The sequence below is a fragment of the Flavobacterium gossypii genome (assembly GCF_014138495.1).
GTDB lineage: Bacteria > Bacteroidota > Bacteroidia > Flavobacteriales > Flavobacteriaceae > Flavobacterium > Flavobacterium endophyticum.
On record NZ_JACJIS010000003.1, the window covers coordinates 1 to 15,602 of the forward strand.

The window sequence follows — 15,602 nt, forward strand, 5'->3', positions numbered from 1 at the left end:
ACATCCGCGTCGAGCGTGCCCGAGAAGTCGACAGTAGCGCTGCCGCCTTCGCAGATGACAGGAGACGCAGTAGAGATAGTCGCACTAGGGGCTGCTATGACAGTTACGGTTATCGTTTCTGAAAGAGGTTGCGTGCAGAAAGGCGCCGCATCGGAAATCACACGCACCAGTTCATAGTCGTAGGTACCGGCTGCGGGAAGCGTCTCAAGAAGGATGTACTCGCCAGTAGCGTCTATCTGGATCTGCGGCTGCGGTGTGCCGTTGAGCGTGTAGTCGACGTGCGCCAGAGGCTGACCGTTGATCCTGATGCGTGACTGGCTGCCGAGGCATACTTGCGCGTCGATACGCGTTATCGTTGCAGTCGGAAGCGGCACGACGGTGATCGTCACCGAATCCGAGACGTTCTGCTCGCACGGAGGCGTGCTGGCCGTGGAGGCCTTCACCAGCGTGTAGGTATAGGTGCCCGGAGCCAGCGAGGCGGCGATGGCTATCGTGCCTGCTCCAGCAGCATCAAGGGTGAGCGTCTGCTGCGTCCCCGAAGGGTCGGTGTATGTCACGATGGCGCCAGGGGTCCCCTGGACGTCTATAGTCATACCCATCCCCTCGCATATCGGTGTGTCCGAAGTCGTGATCTGGGCGGTTATTACGTTTTCTGTAACAGTAGCTCCATTTGAAAGCGACTGTGAGCAGATAACAGTATTATCCGAGCCAACTATCCTTCCTTCTACCAATGTATAAGTAGTCGTTGCTGTCAAAGGGCCTGAAAAAATATAAGTACCGCTTGCATCTAGGGTTACTGATTGTACAGTCCCTGCATTTATTCTATAATCTATAACCGCATTTGGTATTCCATTAATCGTAAACGTTACTTCTTGTCCGAGGCAAGCGGAAGAGGGAGATGCTGTTATGGTCGCATTTGGAACGGGATAAACTCTTAGGCTAAAATCGGTAATACTATAGCATTGGGAAGCATTATTTGTCACTCTCGCAAAAATCTGTTGCGGATTAGAAGTATTGCTAATAATGTCTGGCAAAGGCAATATTTTATCAATAGCATTTGCTAATGTCGTGTGAAAAGTAATCGTATTGTTTGTCCTATCAGGGTTAATAAGGTCTCTGTACGTATTGAGGTCAAAAATCCCTACATTAGGCGTAATGCTGCAGGTTCTTCTTTCTCCAATCGCATTGGCTTGCGGCGGCGTTGGAAAGGCACCTCCATTTAACATAGCCGAACCGATCCATTCCAATTCAAAACCACCATCGCCTTCCGGCCTGTCAATCGCAATATAATAGGATTGTCCTGCTACCACATTCAGCCATCGCACATAACCATTTCCGCTAGCTCCGGGACCCGCCTGAGTAGCTGTTGTACTTCCATACATTCCGGTATGGTTACTTGTCAATCCAGCCTCTCCGGGATTTGTTGTCGCGCATCGGATGGGACTTCCTAGATTGGAGCAGGGTCTATTTGGACCGAAGACCCAGAAATCATAGTCCACATTAATATCAGTATCCAAAGGTTTTAAGTTAAACCCTAAAGTTCCTGACTGGACAATATTAATTTTAAGCCAAATCGAATTGTGTTCGAGACCGCCACAGCCAGACACTTCTTGAGTGTTACCTATTCCTTCTGCATTTGACGTGAAATTGCCGTTACCGCATACTGTAATAGCATTGACGCAATCGTTCGGTTCTTGGGCACTGACGTAATTGCTGAAAATTACTAAAAGACCTATAATCAGAAACTTTTTCATCTTTAAATGGTGCAATTTTTGAAAAACCCAACAGCTAATCTTTGTATTTCAAAAGATTAGCTGCCAGGGAATTTGTATTTCTTTTTAAGACTGTTTCGCCTTACTTTTTGATAATCATAAATTCAGAACGTCTGTTTTGTGCATTCTGTTCATCAGAACAATCGGCCTTACAGTCGATTTTTGGCTCTGAACTGCCAAAGCCTTTTCCTGAAAGGCGTTCCTTGGCGATTCCTTTAGAAACCAGATACTGGACAGTAGCTTGTGCTCTTTGGTCTGAAAGCTTCAGATTATAAGCAACGCTACCTTTATTGTCTGTATGGGATTTCACAAAAATAACCATCGATGGATATTTGTTCATTACCGTAACCAGCTTGTCTAGCTCATTGGCTCCCTGTTGGGTGATATTGCTCTTGTTGAATTCAAAATAGATGTTCTTTAGCAATACTTCTTTGTCGGTAATGATGACTTCTACTGGTTCTAGAGCTGCTTCAACAGTTGCTTTTCCTCCTTTAGCTTTGGCTATCGTATAAGTCCCAGGCTCATAGTCTTTTTTGGAAACTTGGAAAACATAGTCGGTATCGCATTCGACATCAAAGGAAGCTTCTCCTTTGGAATTACTTTGCTTGGTCGCAATTATATTACGCTTGTTGTCCAAAATAGCAACGCTGGCATCAGGCAGCAATTGGCCTGTCTTACGATCCTTCACTACGGCTATGGCTTCTACCCTGCAAACTGGAACTGCCTTGATGATATTGTCTACGCCGTTTCTGTTGGATGAAAAATAGCCTTCATTTTTATTGGTATTAAAGCTGAATGAAAAATCATCTTTTTCACTGTTGACCGGTTTTCCGACGTTGACGGCTTCTTCGTTTTTAGCGATATCAGCTTTAAAAACATCCAATCCACCAAAGCCTTGTTTTCCGCTTGAAGCGAAATAAAGCACCGTATTGTCGCTGATAAAAGGGAAACCTTCTTTTCCAGCTGTATTCACATTCGAACCTAAATTTTGCGGCTTGCCATAATTATTTCCGTCGACGGTTACTTTCCATATATCTGAATCGCCGTGTCCTCCTGGCATATTAGACGTAAAATAGAGTGTCTTTCCGTCTTGGCTCAAGCTCGGGTGCGTTACAGAGTAATTTTTGCTATTGAATGGGAGGGCTTGGATGTTGGTCCATTTTCCGTCAACTTTTGTTGCTTTGTATATTCCCTGTTGTCCGATTTTTACATTATTTTTTCTGTCTTTGTCGAAATTTCCGTCATTCAGACCATCTCTTGCAAAGAAGATTGTGTTTCCATCGGCGCTCACAGTTACAGGCCCGTCGTGAAAACTGGTATTCAGTTCGCTTACTGTTTTCGGTTCTGATAGCGTACCATCGGCATTTCGGATGGACTGAAAAACATCTAAATACGGCTGCTTGACCCATTTGTCTGTCTTGTTCGAATTATTGCGGGTACTGACAAAGTATAAGATATTATCGCTTGAGAGTACAGCCCCAAAATCGCTTTGGTCTTTGCTGTTGATAGTCGTCTCACTTATATCGAACAATTTGTCCTTGCTGGCTAGGCTTGGAATATAATTTGGGTTTGCCTTATGGTCTTTTGCTCTCTGGTCGTTTGGAAGCAGGCTTGCAAATTTGTCCATTTGTTTGTTGGCTTCTTGGTATTTGCCTTGTGATTTCAGCGCCTGCGCAAAACGATAATAGGTTTCTGCGTCTTGGTTTGTCGCGACTGCCTTAGCATACCATTTTGAGGCTTCTTCCATATTAAAAACGTTGTAGTAGCTGTCGGCAAGCTGCTTGTAGACATGGCTGTCTGCTTTGTTGCTTTCGGCCAGCTTCAGATATTCTTCTATCGCGGCTACATACTGATAGCTGTCGTATAGATTGTCTGCTTTTTCGGAACTTTTATTCTGCCCATAGCTCGACATAAGAGTTAAAAACAAACCTGCGGCAATGTATATTTTTTTCATTTTTATGCTCTTTTAGGTTAGAAATATCTTGGTGAAACGGATACTTTTTTCGGGAAATTCAAATCAAACAATAGCATTATCTCATGCGATGCTTGAGTCGTTACCTTCAAGTCTGAAATGATATGGTCATAAGCATAACCGATTCGGATATTCGGCGTTATGGCATAATTGACCATCCCTCCAAATGAATCGTCCAGACGATAGGTCGCTCCGATTTCAAAACGGTCATAGAACATCATGTTTGCACAAACATCAAGAGATGTCGGTGCTTCAAAAGCAGATTTCAGCATGAATGACGGTTTAAATTTTGTGTTTTCTGATAAATCGAAAACATAACCTCCCGTCAGGAAATAATGCTGTGTTTCTGAACCAAATTCATATTCTCTACCATCGTCTTTCACATCCAGGTGCTTGCTTTTCAACATGTTCGGTACCGAAAGTGCAAGATAGTATTTCTGGGTATAATAAAAGAAACCTGTTCCTAAATTTAGAAAGGTATTGCTTGAATTTTCCCTAAAAGCTGGGTCATTTATATCTGGCACATGGCCGTTACCGATATCACTGAACAATCCAACTTTATGAAATGTGGCTCCAGCTTTTATTCCTAAAGCAAGACGGTGCTCGCCTCCTAAGTTTAACGTATAGGAGAAATCTGCATAAACGTTATTTTCTTCTACAGGACCGATTTTGTCCGTAATTGCAGAAAGGCCTAATCCTACATTTCTTCCGACAGGACTGTGAATGGATAAGGTTCCTGTTTTTGGCGCTCCTTCGATATCTACCCATTGGGCACGGTATAGCAATCCGATGGCGAGATTTTCTTTAGAACCTGCATAGGCTGGATTCATTACGTTCATGTTATACATGTACTGCGTGTAATGAGGATCCTGCTGTGCCTGGGCGTCTATCATAATCATAAACGCAAAGGCTAATGTAAAATATATTTTTTTCATGTTTCTCTATATTTTTCTTTGATATAACAGGCTGCCTATCTTTTAGACAGGCAGCACTGTCATTACTTTTTATGATTATTAATATTCTCTATTGATATAAACCCATCCTGTTACGGTAGTTCCGTCTTGTTTTGAGATGCTATAGAAATAGGTCGCGTCTGGCAGTTCTTTTCCATCACTGCTTTGGCCATGCCATTCGTTGGTATAGTTTCCTTTAAACTTGTAGACTTCTTTACCATATCTATTGAAGATGCTAATATGTCTCACTCCCATTCCGCTCAAGTCAAAACTGTCGTTGAAGGTGTCGTTATTAGGAGAGATTCCTTTAGGTATCAGCTTGCATGAAGTACCATCAACCGTAAGACTAGCTGTATTTGAGCAAGAACCCGATGTTACAGCTACTGTAAATTCCATCGGCATCGTTGCATTTGGATGTTGTTCGATATATTCGTTTACGTTAAATCTGTCTGAATTTCCACCTACTGTAAGTCCGTTACCATCTTTCCATGTATAACTTGCCGTATCTGGATTGAAAGAACCGTTTACAGGCACTGCAGTAAGCCACAATACTTGATCTACACATTCTTTAGTTACTTCGGCTTGGATATTTTCGGTAATCGTAATCGTAAAATTACTGCTGCCACCAAGATTACAAGTAGCTGTATTTGATACTATTTCATACGTGATCTGATAGATTCCAGGCGTACTTTGTGAAATCGAAATTTCTCCTGTAACGGCATTGATTACTAATCCTGATGGGGCTCTAAAACTACCTCCTGAAGTAAATCCTGCTGCCAGTTCTGGCAAATCATTACTATTACTAGAGCAATAGGTTTCGTTGTATGTAAAGCCTGTCACTGGAGTGATTCCGCTCGTTAATACAATAGTTGCTGTGAATTCTCCTTCTTCTGTACAAGTTGCCGTATTCTGAGCTAACGTATACACGATCTGATGTGTTCCTTCTGTAGCTCCAGCAAGGCTGATCTCACCAGTTGTTGGGTTTACCGTAATTGTAGTCGAAGCAAATGTACCTCCTGTACTGAATCCTGTTGGCAATATCGGCAACGGATTTGCAGTTGAATTGATACAAGCATTATCATAGCTGAATGTTACTTGCGGCGCCACTAAAGCATTTATCGTAATGCTTTGTGTATGGCTTCCACCTGTATTACAGCCTGATGGAGTAACATTGTATGTGATGCTATACGCTCCTGCTGGGCTATTTGCCAAATCAATCTCTCCGGTAGTGGTATTTATAACCAAACTTCCAGTAGCCTCAAAAGCACCTCCTACATAGAAATCCTGAGCCAAGGTTGGCAGTGGATTCGCTTCGGCTTTGCAATACGAAGCTTGATAGGTAAAGTTTGTCACTGGCACTGTATTCTGGTCTATCTGTACTTGGAAACTACTGTTTCCTGCATCTGTACACGTAGCGGTATCTGAATTCAAGTTATAAGTTATAGTATGGTTTCCAGCTGTTGCTGTTGTCATATCGATTTCTCCTGTCAGCGGGTTTACAGAAAGTGTTTCCGATCCGAATGTACCTCCTGCAGTAAAACCTGTACCCAATGCAGGCAAAAGATTTGCATTGTTCAAACATACTGGTGTTTGGTATGTAAAATCAATTACAGGAGCTATAGCTGGTTCAATCGTAACAGAAACTGTGTTTTCTCCAGCATCTGTACAGCCTATCATTCCGATAGCGTATTTAACACTGTACGTTCCTGATGTACTTGCGCTCAGGTTTATTTCTCCTGTTGTCGTATTGATACTTAATCCCTCTGGCGTAGCGTCGAAAGTTCCTCCTGTTGTAAAACCTGGATTCAAAGTAATAATCGGATTAGCTCCAAGAATACAATAGCTTGTATCATCATATAAGAATCCGACTTCAGCAGCCGTTCTTTCGCTTACCGTTACATTAATTGCAACTCTAGGACCTTCGCAACCGTTAGTATCAACATTGCTCACATAATAGGTCGTTGTTCCAACAGCATCTGTTTCTGGCGTAGGGGCCGTTAAAGTACCTGTTCCGCCTACTTCGTCTGTATACCATTTTAATGTATAGTTTTCAGTCGGCGTAGCAGTCAATGGCTGAGAAACAGCGTTTAGGCAATACTCAACTGGACTTACGACTGTTGGTACGTCGCTAAATCCATTATAAGTAACTGTTATGCTTTTATCGCAATATCTTGTTTTCCAATAGAATGTATAGGTTCCTGGCGTATTAAATCCTGAAATTGTTGTTGACTTATTGTTCGGGCTTTCGATAATCGCTTGTGCAGGATTGTTTTCAGCCGCAGACCATGAACCAACGCCTTGTGCCTCTAATAATGTAGAAGTTTCGTGGCAGGCAAGCGTAACAGATTCGGTTTCTATATCGGTGTTTGCAACAATACTAACGGCATCTAAAATATTTCCAATCGCATTATCTTTTGACCTGAAAACAAATCGCGTTACTTCTTGGCCAGCTGGAACATCATAGGTTCCTTCATAAAAATTCCATGAAAGCGTACCTAAATGGTCTTCAACCAATACAAACGGACCTGACGGCGGACCTGCAAGCAATTGTAAAGAGCTGTTGCTACCTCTTGCAGAATGGGCATAACTATATTTAAATTGCGTAATCTCTGAACTGTCAAGATCTTGGAACGTTCCTTTGACGTTTACAAGATCCGAAGGATCAGTAGGTTCATCGGAATCAGGTCCAAGCACTTGGATGACCTGACCACCTTCGTAAGGCATATAACCGTCTATTCCTAATGCATTTCCGAAGAAAAAGTCAGTATAAAGTTCTGTATCTTCTTCTGTGAAATTGCTTCTCCAAGCCGGCACCATATTTTGGGAGTAGAAATTACCCAATCCAAAATCGGCTTCCGGTCTCTCAAAACCTCCATTGACAATGTCCATTGCGCAAAGATCCTGTGGCGTTGTGATACAAACATCAAATGTGCAAGCATTAGGCGCTATATCGTTTAACGTTGCTCTTACTTTGTAAGTTGCTCCTACTTCCAGTTCGGTACTGTAAGCCATCACGATTACATTATTGTAAGTACAAACCATTTCTTCTAAACCTGTACCTCCAACTTTGTATAATGTCAACGTAATTTTTGGCGACACCTCATCTGCGTTATTACCCGATTGATAACGGTTTTTTGCTGAGAAGTTACTTAGTTCTAGTACATGTACTTTTGAAGTAGCTACAAACTCAAACCAGACATCTCCTCTATTGACACCGCTACAGCTCATTGGCTCGGCAGAAACCGTTGCACCGATAAAGCTGGCTTTAGTAACCGATTGTCCGCAAGCTGCAGTTGCATTTACAGGTATAGTGATTGCTCTTGAAGCATCGTCGTTTCTTACAAATTTCTTAGGGCCTGACCAGTAACTAGTGTTATTAGTACCACAGACAGCTCTTACAAAAAATTCGTACGTACCAGCTGTTAAATTGTCGAAATCAGAGGCCAGTGGCGTATAAGAAGTCGTGGTAACTACTGTTCCAGATTGTGGCAGCGTACCATTATTGAGTGGCTGTATGCCTACTTCCCATTGTGTTTCTGTACCGCCAGCTGTCCAAGAAAGCACGCCTGTTTGGCTTACTGCAAGGTTTGTTGGTTGCGGACAGGTAATGACTCCGCAAATTGCCAAACCTCTATATATGGTGCTTCTTGGTGTTATAGTTCCTAAGTCACCTGTCCAGATTGTATTTCCTTCTGAATCTTTTACTTCAACTAAAGCACCTGGGTATTGGCCAGGAGCAGTACCAACTGAATCCCAAAACAATGAAAATTCAACTCCAGTACATAAGAATACTGTAAAATCTACAGGAGCAGGAGTTTCGTTCCATGGGCCTGTTGGGAATTCGAGCGTTTGTAGTTTCACTCCGTTTTGCATTACGTCAATTCCTCCACCAACACCTGATGAACCGGCACCGCTTAAAGTGATTGTATATTCGCAGAGATTCTCGAAACTGCATCTTGTGTTAAATTCAAATGGTCCAATCCATTCGCTTTTTTCAGTAGCACTACATACTGATCTTACATAGTACTCATATCTTATGGCTGGCGTAAGGCCTGTCGCTGTATAAGGGTTTGAAGATGTATTGTGCAAATATTGTGCATCTCCGTCGCCAACAGGAGCTGGCAATTCTTCTGGCTGAACATATACATCCCAAGATGTTTCCGTACCGTTAGAATCCCATGAAATCTTAGCTTCGGTATCGATAATATCGCTAACCGCAAGATTGTTAGGTGCTGGACATGATGGTATATCTTCGACAACCACTTTGTCTAATACCAGCATCTGCCCTCTATAACCCCATGGATTAGGGTCTTTTTGAGGAATATGCCATGCGATATTTATATTGCCTGTAACACCAGCCGGAAGGTTTATTACTTTTTCCTTCCATTCTGGATTGTTAAGCGGCGGAACATCTTCATAATCTACTTCGTATAATACTGTTGTAAACTGAGCAGGCTCAATTCCAGTAGTCGACAATCTTACTGCAAGGTCTTCTTGAAAATCTGACCCAAGAACTCTATAGTAATAGCGCAGGCGCTGGCCAGCTCTCACTGTTATCGTCGGCGAAATAAGCCAATCGTTATTATTACCATTAGAGCCTGTAAACATTACTGCTGCATGCTCGCCTTCGTAAGGATTTAGCGTCATGTTAAGGTTCCATTCAAAAGTATCGGCATTGCCGTTGACTACTCTCCAGCATTCTTCTGATGGAGAACCTGGGTTGAATGTTTCAGTAAATGGCGTGGTAAAGGCTGTACATAAAGTCGTAAATACAAAAGGGCCAACCCATTCGCTTTGTTCAGTGGTACTGCAATACGCTCTTACGTAATATTCATATTGTGTATTAGGCTGTAATGGGTCTGTTCCATACGCAGTATTGGTATTTGTCAGGTCTCCGTTCACTGTTGGAATACCCAAACCTGCGGCTTGTACCACAACCTGCCACTGAGTTTCTTCATAACCAGGAGTCCAAGTTAAAACAGCTGCATTTTGTGTAATATTAATGGCTTTAAGTTCTGATGGAGCTGGACATGCCGGAGCATCTTCCACTTTTACATCATCAATATGCATTACTGAGGTACCTCCTGCTATGGAGAACGATGGCGGTACCCTGAAAGCGATGTATACCGGACCGTTGGCATTGATATAAAGAGATTTTTCGATAAAATCGGTATTTGTAAATTCCATCAGCGGCATGACAACGCTAAAACTCGCTGGATCTGTGTTTGTAGTAGACATCAAGACTTCTACTCCATATCTCGGATTTGGGAAGAAAGGACTCAAGGCTGCTCTGTATTTGAACTTTAACGCTTTTGTACCTACAACATTGATCGCTGGAGAGATAAGCCAGTCGTCATAGGATGCCGTAGGAAAAGGAAAGCCCCTGCCTTGAATTGCGGCTACTGTATTGTCTAAACGCCAAGTAGTACCGTCTGAATTAGCATCAGCAAAACTCCAGCATGATCTGTGCGCGTTTGCATCTGTAATATCAAAGCTCTCGTAAAAAGGCGTATCAAAAACACCGCATACTGTAGTGAAATAAAATGGCCCGGCCCAATTGCTTTGCTGTGTTGATGAACAATACGCTCTTACGTAATATTCATATTGTGTTGCGTGGGTAAGATCTTCGGCTGTATATTCAGGATCATCGATAAGTTCTCCTGTTCCAGTTGGTATGCCTGTGTCTTTTAGCTGTACTACGATCTGCCATTGTGTTTCTGCATCGCCAGCAGTCCATGAAAGATCAGCTGTAGTTGTAGTAATATTTTCTGCTACTAGAAGGATAGGATCCGAGCATTCAGGCTTATCTTCTACTACAACATCATCTATAAAAAAGTTATATGCCGTTTCTCCTATTTCTGGGTGAACATAAAATGCAAAATTTATATTTCCTGTTATCGATTCTGGTATATTGATAATTTTTTCAAGCTGATCATTATCCGTATCGATTATTTGCGAAGGCAATAATACCGTGGTAAAATCTCCTTGCGCTATTCCTGAAGTAGATAAAACCACAGAAAAGCGTACCGCCCCACCTGAAGTTGAATATTTAAACTTAAGTCTTTTAGGAGTTGTGCCAAGGTTAATGATAGGAGAAATCATCATATCATTGTTTTCTCCTTGTCTGTCTCCTGCTCTTAGCCTAATATTATCGAACGATCCTGTCCACTTGCTGCCATCGTTATTGATATCTAAAGGAATCCAACATGGCACTGGGCTAGCTGCTCTAGCTCCAGTAAATGGTTCAACATACGGAGTATTGAACAAACATTGAGTAGCAAATCGATACGGATTACTCCAATTGCTCGGAACTCCACCGCACACAGAACGGACGTATAAATCATACGATGTTCCTGCAGCTAATCCGCTATTTATCAGATTGTCAATATTGGTATTCGTTGACGTTCCCGAACCAGTTGGAATACCTGCTCCTGCGTCTCGTACCACATATTCCCATGAGTTTGCCAAATTACCTACATTATCCCAAGATACCGAAACACTATCTGTTGTCAGGTCTTCAAGGGTAAATGTAGCAGGTGGTGCACAGGTAGCAAAACTCAATTCGAAAGTGAAGCACACACTTGCATCTGAATCGAATGTTGTCGAAATCACGATAATATACGTATGCCCAGCTTCTACATATAAATTAGAAATATATTTGGGAACATTTGTTTCGGTAGTATTCAATCCTGCGATACAGCTTACACCTACATCAGCACAATCTTCATAGACAAATACTCCTGTAATTGCATTTCCAAAACATCCTGATCCTTGCGAATACGGAAGTGTTAGTTGTTTTATATTAACCAAACCATTCTGAGTCGGCGTATACGAAAAGAAAGCTTTTGATCCATTAAGGAAGTTTCCTGTTGTTGAAGGCGACAAGCAGCCTGTGCCTTGAGTCGTATAACTCGTCGGATTATCTGCAAAGAGATTTAGATTGCTTGAAAGCGTATAAGGTGTCGTAGTAAAAGGAATCACTATCGGCGTACTGCAAGACAATCCTAATATTTTTGTCCTGAAAGTAAAAGGTCCGGCCCATGAACTTGCCGTATTGGCATCACAAATAGCCTTTATATAGACATCATACGAAGTATCAGCAGCAAGTGAAGGCGGCGAATAAGAATTCGAAACGCTTACGCCTGTAGCTGCAGGAGTAGTTCCTTGCAACACGACTTGGATTTCAAAATCGGTAGCCGTCGGATGCGTCCATGACAAGTTTGCGCTATTTGAGGTGATATTGCTTGCCGAAAAATCAGTTTGGTTTACTTTTAGGCACGACTCAATTACCCTAACGTTATCTATAAACCAGGCATCACCACTAGGCGTTGCTCCTGTTTGCGTGTTTATAACTACAAATGCGATGTATACAGGCAATCCGACAGGCACATCTGAAGGGATTTCGACTATTTTTTCTTCGTAGGCAGTCTGCGAACCAACATTAAGATCCGCTTCCGTCCATGACTTTAATACTACCGAATATCCAGCGGGATCGTTTTGAGACGCCGTGGATAACCTGATCTGATAGATTGCCCCGTTATTTACGGCACTTGATTGTTTTGTAAAAAAACGTATCTCTCCATGTTCAGGAATTGGAACAGGTGGAGTCGCTAAAAAATATTGCGCCGTAGTACCAGCTCCGATATTTTCTGAGCTTGGGTCTATAAAAGCGGCTTTCGTTCCTTGATAGCTATCTGAGGTAATGCCCCAATTTAATGTACCGTTGACCCTAAAAGATTGCCATGGCGGGATAGGCATGCCGCTTTCAAATGTCTCTGTAGCCATTTGAGCATAGCTGCCCATCGACATAAAGAATAAAAGCAAGGGGATAACGGTTCTTTTTCTAATACTATTATGTATTAGCCAATTCTGAATTTTGGAATAGAATCGATAACGATTAATCAGCAATAGAAGCTGACATATTATCGAGGTAAATAGTAATTCTTTTCTCATAAGTCATTACATTTTTCAGTTAGTGTTTCGTCATAAAAATAGGGACTCTTACTAACGTATTTTGAAAAATGTCTTTGCTATTTACCGAAATTTGAAAGGCTAAAACAAAGTTTAAAATATTAAAAATCAAATGATTAACTATAAAAATTCAAATGATTCGCCTAAACAGATTTTACTCTCGAGTTTTGAAGATTTTCAATAGTTTTGTTTAATTTTAATATATTTTTTTTGTTTTTTCTAAGTAATATAATGAAAAATATAACAACTAATATTATTACTATTAAAGTTGTTAGGATATAATAATTGTATTTATAAATTTCTGTTTTAAGATTTTTATTTTGAGTTTTATATCCTTCAGTAATTAGATTATTGATGGATTTTCGTTCTGATTCTTTGACCTTTAATTGTGTCTCTAAATAACGAGCATGAAATATCTTGTAGTTTTCCCAATCATTAACCGCCAGATAATTTTCTACAAGACCATTATAGATTCCTCTGTTCAGGACTAAATCTCCGACGTCATGTGATATTTTGTGTGCTTCTTCGAGTTCTTTTATGGCATCTCTATACCTACCTTCTAAAGTATAGACTTCTGCCAAGCCTTTTTGAGCGAAAGCCTGAAGGCTTTTAGCTTTTATGCCTTTTGCGATTACAATAGCTTCTAAAAAGCTTTTCTTAGCCGCTTCATTGTCTGATAGCAGAATATAGCAGTTTCCTTTGTTATAATTGGCGATGCTTAAATTGGCATTTACTATGGAATTCTTCACATTAGCAAGTTCCGCTATCCCTTTATTAAAAAAATTAATGGCAATATCGCAATTCAGTTTTTCTTTATAAATAAATCCTCTCACGATATAATTCCTTCCGAGATGGAGCCGCACCGAATCTTTAACTGGATAAGCCAGACATAGCTTTTCCGCTTCATTCAGGTATTGTATGGCCTCATCATAAATCATCAGCTGCTGGTATTGGATTGCCATTTTATTGACAATCTTAATTTTCAAGATCGGGTCGTCGATCTGGCCTGACAGATGGTTTGCCTGGATTACATATTCTAATGATTTCTGATAGTCTCTTTTTGAAGAATAAGCATCCGCAACCAACATCAGCCCTTTTATCTTCGTCTTGACATCGTCTTTAGAATTGGCTATAATCGATTTACCGACCAACAGAGCTTTATCAGGATTTTCATAGATTTCCAAAGTACTGGCCTTGACGATGCTGTCTATGTTCTTGGTCTGCGCCACAACTGTAGTACAGCATAGCGTAACCATGCTTACAAGAAAGGTAAAAAAAGAGTAGCGGTTATGCATGGCTATTTATTTTTTCTTGTTTTTTGGCTTCTGTTTCTTCTTTTAAAAGCTCGATAAAAGTTCCTGGCGCTATTCCTGTGATCGATTTAAATACCGTAGCAAAGCTGCTATGGGATGAAAAACCGCTCTTTTCAGCTAAATAGCTGATTTTATAGTGCATGTAATTTGGGTCTTCTTTCAGCTTTTCGATAATAAAATTGATACGCAGTTTGTTGATATACGTATTGAAATTGTCTTGGTAATGCTTGTTGATTATCTCCGACAAATATTTGGTATTCGTATCAAATTGCCCTGCCAAGACAGCGAGCGACATTTCTTTATTGGTGTATCTGACGGAATTCTCGAAACGTTTTAATTTTGCCAGTATAATCTGTTCGGTCTCCACTGGAATGGCAATTTTTTTGTTCGTTTCTTTCTTCTCCGGATGCAGCTTGACCGTATTATTCGTGCTTATTTCTAGATAGCTGATAATTTCTTTTAAACGTTTTTTCTTGATGTTGCCCTTCAGCCAAAGTAAAAACCCAGCAATCAAAACAAAAATGAAGAGACCTATAGCTACATAAAAATAATCTGCATGTCGATTCTTTGCTTTTTGAAATTCGGCTTCCTGTTCTTGACTGATTAAATTATAAGCGGAGTTGACAGCTTCTTGCTCAGTATTCTCTACATAGCTATGCAGTTTCAGGAATTCATTATCCGTTAACTGATGATTTTCTTTATCATTCAGCGCCAAATAATTGATGCTCAGCTGCCTGTCTATTACTTTGAGAAGGGCATCATTACGCAGTTTTTTTGCCATTTTCATAGATTGCATCAACGTATCGATAGCTCTTGCGTGCTGCTTTTCTTGAAAATAGACAAGACTCAGTTCATTGAGTATTGTTATTGCATTTAGAAGATTAGGACTTGCTACTTTGTTTGGCAATTGTTGCGCTCTTTTTAGATAATACGATGCAGAATCTAATTCGGCCAGACCGACATACGCTTTTCCTTTTGCAATAGTAAAGTCTTGTTGCAAGGAACTGTCTTTGTCTAAAACGGATTTGTATTTGCTCCCAACTTTGTGAAGCTGCTCGAGTGCTTTTTGGTAGCCCTGCCTGTCGAGGTACATCCCGGAATTGCAGATCAGTATCTTGGCTTCAAAATAACCTTTGTCTTCTTTTGATTTTAAATTAGGGATAATTCTGGAAGCTTCTTCAAGACATTTTTTTGCCTGATTGTCAAGATACAACGTTTTTAATAACTGTGCTTTGAAGAGTAATATTTTGATCGTTTCATCTTTTCCTGTATTATCCGAGTATTTTCCTGCTTCAAATGCGTTAATGACTGAATTGTTATAGTCGCCTTTTGCCCAATAGCTTTCGGCCATCAGCAGGTAAAATTTTGTTTTTTGAGCATCGGATTGTGTATTCCTGAGTAGGTATTCGCCAATTTTTAAAGCTTCGTCCGGACTCGAATTCACCAACTCATACGCCTTATCCAGTAAAGCTTCATTTTGAGCCGAAGATTGACTATAGGCACTATTTCCCCATAAGCAAATTGCCGTGGCAAGCAGTAAACAGATATAGTGGCGACAGATTTTCATTTAGCCTATTCTAAATTGAGGTTTTCCGTAAAAAAACACTTTTTACAAATATAT

Annotated in this window: 5 protein-coding genes and 1 pseudogene; all 6 read right to left on the minus strand. The window is 40.9% G+C overall.

The genetic code is table 11. The features are described from left to right. Window positions 1-1,754 (minus strand): annotated as a pseudogene (locus GGR22_RS13015) (hypothetical protein); the annotation flags it as partial. A gap of 100 nt (window positions 1,755-1,854) precedes the next feature. Further along, window positions 1,855-3,726 (minus strand): OmpA family protein, encoded by a 1,872-nt coding sequence (locus tag GGR22_RS13020; protein ID WP_182494026.1) that lies wholly within the window; start codon window positions 3,724-3,726, stop codon window positions 1,855-1,857. Between the two features lie 17 nt (window positions 3,727-3,743). Next, window positions 3,744-4,679, minus strand: coding sequence for a PorP/SprF family type IX secretion system membrane protein (locus GGR22_RS13025; protein ID WP_182494027.1), 936 nt, complete (start codon window positions 4,677-4,679; stop codon window positions 3,744-3,746). A 78-nt stretch (window positions 4,680-4,757) separates the two neighbouring features. Beyond that, a complete protein-coding gene (locus GGR22_RS13030) occupies window positions 4,758-12,482 on the minus strand; it encodes a choice-of-anchor J domain-containing protein (protein ID WP_182494028.1) in 7,725 nt (2,574 codons plus the stop codon). 329 nt (window positions 12,483-12,811) lie between these two features. Beyond that, window positions 12,812-13,963 (minus strand): tetratricopeptide repeat protein, encoded by a 1,152-nt coding sequence (locus GGR22_RS13035; protein ID WP_121376641.1) that lies wholly within the window; start codon window positions 13,961-13,963, stop codon window positions 12,812-12,814. Further along, window positions 13,956-15,548, minus strand: a complete 1,593-nt coding sequence (locus tag GGR22_RS13040) for a helix-turn-helix domain-containing protein (RefSeq protein WP_182494029.1) — start codon at window positions 15,546-15,548, stop codon at window positions 13,956-13,958. The genes GGR22_RS13035 and GGR22_RS13040 overlap by 8 nt, the downstream gene beginning before the upstream one ends. Window positions 15,549-15,602 lie beyond the last annotated feature (54 nt).